This window comes from Beijerinckia sp. L45, assembly GCF_009765775.1.
Classification (GTDB): domain Bacteria; phylum Pseudomonadota; class Alphaproteobacteria; order Rhizobiales; family Beijerinckiaceae; genus RH-AL1.
In genome coordinates, this window is record NZ_LMUU01000057.1 from 104,965 (window position 1) to 110,112 (window position 5,148).

Here is a 5,148-nt window from a genome sequence, read left to right on the forward strand (position 1 = left end):
AGGCGATGAAGCGCAACGCGCCGCCTTCGAGGCAAGCAGAATTTCCATCACCGTCGTCAAGCGAACCGACACGCAAATAAAGGGGTTCATCGTGCTGCCAAAGCGCTGGGTCGTCGAGCGCACGCTCGGCTGGATCAACCGCGCGCGTCGCCTGTCGAAGGATTTCGAGGCGACCATCAAGTCCGCGCTCGCGTGGTTGCAAATGGCCCTGGCGTTCCTCCTCATGCGAAGACTCGCGAGGCAGCAGACCGCTCAAACGTAAATTTTGAGTCGGGCTCTGAGGTCACTGTGCGTTTCAGCCTAAAGCACGACGGCACGGTCTTTGGAATACCGCGGCTGACCTATTCGCACCTCGTTGGAAGCTCCAAAGATCAAGCTGATTTCGAACGAGCTGTAGTCTCCAGTCTCAATGCCTGTACGCCGGTCCGTCTCGCCCCTGGTTTGGCTGATCTTATCGCCGGCCAGCAGATCGCCATCTCATTTTCAGCGCGTGAGCACTTTTTCTCGATTAGAGGATTTTAAGATGTCAGTAGGCCAAGGTCTTTCTGCCACGTGTGAATTGCACGATCCGCGATGCTCATAATCCTCTGATACCGCTATCGTGAACGCCGGCAAGCCAACCCTTTGCTGACACAGGCGTTGATACGAATAGGAGGACCGGACTATGGTGAGACTTACAACCTTTATTGCCGCCGCGGTTGTTGCGGCTACAATGCCTGTAGTTGCGCAGACGCAGACAGGCCGATCTGTCTCGGTGCAATCTGGTGACGCTTCGAGCGGACAAAATACAACATCGTCCGGTGAGACGGTGGCGATTCCAGGCGGCTCGAAAAGCGCGGGAACAACCGCGCTTGATCGTGGTGTCCAGAAACGTGATGACGCGATCACCGGAAGCATATGCAAAGGCTGCTGATCGGCTGGTGACAGCTTAAGGCTTCGCTTACGCCGGCCGTAGTCCCTCGCAATTTGCGTACATCCAATCTACCTACCGCTTAGTTGTTAGCAAGCCCGTGATCGTTTGCCAGGATCGTCCGATCAGCAAGTCTGCAAAGGAGGAAAGCGTATGGCTCAGTTAGCCTACATCCGGGACCGCTTTGATCCGTTTCGGTATCCTTTCTTTGTCACGTGCGTGACAATTGTGCTCATTGGCACTTTGTTCGTTTATTCGTCAGCGAAGACGATCGTGACGACGGCTGATCGGTACAATGCAGCTGTTTTGCTCTGCAAACAACGCGGAGGCCTGGGCACGCTCGTTCCGGTCAGCGATGCAGGACCCCCAGGTCCGCATGTGGCCGTAAGGTGTAGCGACGAAGCCGGAAATCAAATCTAGTCACCGTTGCACGTTTGCTAGCGAACTATTTATCGCGTTTTCGCGCCCGTTTTCGTGAAAACTGGTTCGACGCTTGGTAAGGTGAGGAACGGTTGCTACGAAACATACCGCACAACGTTCGCACCGCCTTATGGCACATATGTCTTTCGGATTGGCGCTTTGACGAGATCGTCGCGCACGCGCTGCTATCCATCATTGTAGAAGAAACGGCTCGATCGCCGCCGCAGCCGCTCTCAACTTCGGTAGCATCTCCTTTCGCAAGGATTCGATGGATACCCGCGCCACCTGTGTTCCTACGTTAAGCGCGCCAACGGTTCGTCCTCCTGCATCGCGCAACGGCACGGCCATGGACCGCAGGCCGAGTTCCAATTCCTGATCCACGACGCACCAACCCTGCTTTTCGACGGAGTCGAGCAAGCGAAGCAACGCTTTGCGGTCCGTCACCGTCCTTGGCGTCAGCGCCAACGTCGGATCTTTAAGGCGCCTCGCACGCTCTTCAGGAGGCAGGGCCGCCAAGAGTACGCGTCCCATCGAGGTCGATGCGGCGGGCAGCCTGGAGCCAATACCGAGGTCGACCGACATGATCCTCCCGGTCTGCTCCCGCGCGACGTAGACGATCTCGGAACCGTCCAGGACGGCAACGGAACAGCTCTCGCCGAGGTCGCGGCTGAGATTTTCGAGGACGGGACGCACGATGCGCGGCAGCGCCGTGGAGCCAAGGAACGCGTTGCCGAGGACCAGGACCTTCGGGGTCAGGCGATAGAGCTTCCCGTCGCTACTGACGTAGCCGAGCGCATGCAGCGTCAGCAGGAAGCGGCGTGCGGCGGCGCGCGAGATTTCCGAACGCTGCGCCACCTGCGCCAAGCTGAGACCGATCTCGCTTTCCCCGCACACTTCGATGAGCCGCAACCCCCTGGCTAGCGCCGAAACGTAATCCCGGTCGTCGGTGTCGATCGGTTCTTGCGCGTCCATGGAACTCAGATGGTCAGGAAGAGGACTGCCAAGCCGTAGATGACCAACGAGACCAGGAAGGTGATGATCGTATATCCCAGGACGCGCTGGATGCCGATACCGGCGATGGCGATGAGCGGCACGGCCCAGAAGGGCTGCAGCATGTTGGCGACGTTTTCCGCCATGGCTACCGCCATGGCCGTCGCCGGGATCGACGCCTTCAGCGCCTGGGCCGCCGGGATCACGAACGGGCCCTGGACCGCCCAATGCCCGCCTGCCGAAGGAACGAGGAAGGTGATGATCAGCGAGCTAAGGTAGCTCCATGCCGGAAGCGTGGAGGCCGTGGCGATCCCGACGAAGAATTGCGAGATCAGGCCGGCCAGCCCCGTCGCGACCATGATGCCCATGATTCCGCCGTAGAAGGGAAACTGGAGGAGGATGGAGCCGGTCTGCCGGGCGGCTTCGCGCACCGCATCGGCGTAGGCAATCGGCGTCCTCTGCAGTGCCATTCCGGCGAGCAGGAAGAGGAGGATCAGGGTGTTCAGCTCTAGCGAGGCGCCCTTTTCCCACCATTCGAAGCCGATCGCGGCGGCGCCTACGGCGACGATGAAGATCGTGCCGAGCGACGACGACTCGAAGGAGCCGGCGAAGGTCGTCGCCTCTCCGCGATCTCTGCGGTGCTCGATCGATGACCCCGGCGCATCTTCCGCCAGCGGGATGACGTCGTCGGCGGCCGGCTGAATCCTGATGAAGATCACGCACATGACCACGACGACCGCTATAGTCGGCAGCATCGTGAAGGTCGTGAACACCGTCTGCGTCATCGGCAGGATGTGGCCCGTCAGCTTCTCGACCACGTTGAGGCTGCTGCCGTGCGAAGCCTGCGAGAGCGCTATCGAGCTCGAGAGCCCGCTGTTGCAGACCGACCATGCGGAATAGGCCGCCGCCACGAGCCACCCGTAATCGACGCGTATCCGGCCTGCGATCTCCCGCGCCAGGAAGGCGCCGACGACGAGACCCAGACCCCAGTTCAGCCAGGCTGCCGAGGACACGACGGCGAACATCAGGATGATCGCCTGGGACGGGGTCGATACGACCGAGACCAGTCTCCTCAGCACGCGGCGCACCGGCGTCGCGGTGGCGAGCGCGTGACCGGTGACGAGTATCAGCGTCATCTGGAAGGCGAAGGCGAGGATGTTGAAGCAGCCGGCGTACCAGGCCGAGAGGATCGTTTTCAGATCCCCTTTCGGCGCAATGGCGAAAGCCAGGACACCGACCACGAAGGTCAGTCCGATCGCGAGCGCGAAGGGATCGGGCATGAATCGCTCGAAGAGCGTCACGAAGAAGCTGACCATGCCCCGGCGGGGCGGCCGAACAGCGGCCACTTCCATTTGCGTTCTCCCTGATCGTCTCATGGACGTGTGTTCGGCCCGTTTGCCGGACGTCTGCTTTTTGGTCTCGAGGTCCATCAGGCACGTCGTGTGCGCCGGACGAGTAAAGCGTCCTCTTGTTCAGACGCGTTCCAGAAGGAGCGCTATGCCTTGCCCGACACCGATGCACATGGTGGCGACGGCGCGCTTCAGCCCTAGTGTTTCGAGCCCGTGCACGGCGGTGAGGGCGATCCGCGCTCCGCTCATGCCGAGCGGATGTCCCAGCGCGATCGCTCCGCCGTGCGGGTTCACATGCTGCGCGTCGTCGGGCAGGCCGAGCTTACGCAACACGGCGATGGCCTGGGATGCGAAGGCCTCGTTCAGTTCGACGAGATCGATATCGCCGACCCCGAGTCCGGCACGGCTCAGGAGCTTTTCTACGGCCGGCGCGGGGCCGATGCCCATGATGCGGGGCGGAACGCCGGCGGTCGCCATGGAGAGGACCCTGGCGCGTGGCGTGAGGCCATGCCGAACGATCGCCGCCTCGCTGGCGACGATCATCGCCGCGGCGCCGTCGTTGATGCCCGCAGCGTTGCCCGCGGTCACCGTGCCTGGCGTTCGAAACAACGGCCTGAGGTTGCCAAGCCCGTCGAGGGTCGTCTCGGGCCGTGGATGCTCGTCCTCGGACACCACGGTGACGCCCTTGCGGCCCGGTATCGACACGGGCGCGATCTCTGCATGGAAGTAGCCGGCCAGCCTCGCCGCCTCGGCCCGTGCTTGGCTTCGGAATGCGAAGGCGTCCTGATTGGCGCGCGAGATCCCGAACTCTTCGGCGACGTTCTCGCCCGTCTCGCCCATCGAGTCCGTGCCGTGGAGCGTCTTCATCTTGGGATTGACGAAGCGCCAGCCAAGCGTCGTGTCCTCGAGCTTGGCGTCGCGCCCGAACGCGGTTGCGCTCTTGCCAAGGACGAAGGGTGCCCGGGTCATGCTCTCGACGCCGCCAGCGAGGACGAGGTCGGCATCGCCCGAGCGGATCATCCGGGCGGCTGTCCCCAGAGCATCGAGCCCGGAGCCGCAGAGTCGGTTGATCGTCGCGCCTGGCGAAGTTGTGGGAAGTCCGGCGAGCAGCAGCGCCATGCGGGCCACGTCGCGGTTGTCCTCGCCGGCCTGGTTGGCGCAGCCCATGTAGCAGTCGTCGAGCGCACCCCAATCGATGCCGCCGTTCCGCTCGGCGAGCGTCCTCAGCACGTGCGCCGCCATGTCGTCGGGACGCACGTCCCTCAGCGCGCCGGCGTAGCGCCCAATGGGCGTGCGGACGAAATCGCAGATGAAGGCTTCAGCCATGGGTTACCCCGTCGATGAAAAGCGTTGCGCCGGTCAGCGCCTGGAGTTCGTCGAACCCGAGGCCGGTGATGCTTTCGCGCAACACGAATCCGCGCTCGGTCACGTCGACGACCGCCAGATTGGTGTAGATGCGGTTGACGACGCCGAGCGCCG

3 protein-coding genes and 2 pseudogenes are annotated in these 5,148 nt (G+C 62.5%); 1 reads left to right on the forward strand and 4 read right to left on the reverse strand.

Annotated features, from left to right (window positions below):
* Positions 1-208 (forward strand): annotated as a pseudogene (locus GSQ79_RS06260) (IS5/IS1182 family transposase); the annotation flags it as partial.
* A gap of 1,314 nt (positions 209-1,522) precedes the next feature.
* Here GSQ79_RS06260 and GSQ79_RS06265 read toward each other — a convergent pair.
* The 4 genes and pseudogenes from GSQ79_RS06265 to GSQ79_RS29315 all read right to left on the reverse strand — a co-directional run.
* Positions 1,523-2,302, reverse strand: coding sequence for an IclR family transcriptional regulator C-terminal domain-containing protein (locus tag GSQ79_RS06265; protein WP_158807868.1), 780 nt, complete (start codon positions 2,300-2,302; stop codon positions 1,523-1,525).
* Between the two features lie 5 nt (positions 2,303-2,307).
* Entirely contained in the window at positions 2,308-3,672 is a 1,365-nt protein-coding gene (locus tag GSQ79_RS06270; protein ID WP_210253017.1) for a short-chain fatty acid transporter, read from the reverse strand.
* A 120-nt stretch (positions 3,673-3,792) separates the two neighbouring features.
* Complete coding sequence (pcaF, locus tag GSQ79_RS06275) at positions 3,793-4,995, reverse strand: 3-oxoadipyl-CoA thiolase (protein WP_158807869.1); 1,203 nt, start codon at positions 4,993-4,995, stop codon at positions 3,793-3,795.
* Positions 4,988-5,148: pseudogene (locus tag GSQ79_RS29315) on the reverse strand (3-oxoacid CoA-transferase); the annotation flags it as partial. The gene pcaF and the pseudogene GSQ79_RS29315, both read right to left, overlap by 8 nt.

What these genes read in the sequence shown, in the direction of transcription:
- GSQ79_RS06265 (WP_158807868.1), bottom strand. Translation starts at nt 2,302, where the DNA reads ATGGACGCGCAAGAACCGATCGACACCGACGACCGGGATTACGTTTCG.
- GSQ79_RS06270 (WP_210253017.1), bottom strand. Translation starts at nt 3,672, where the DNA reads ATGGAAGTGGCCGCTGTTCGGCCGCCCCGCCGGGGCATGGTCAGCTTC.
- pcaF (WP_158807869.1), bottom strand. Translation starts at nt 4,995, where the DNA reads ATGGCTGAAGCCTTCATCTGCGATTTCGTCCGCACGCCCATTGGGCGC.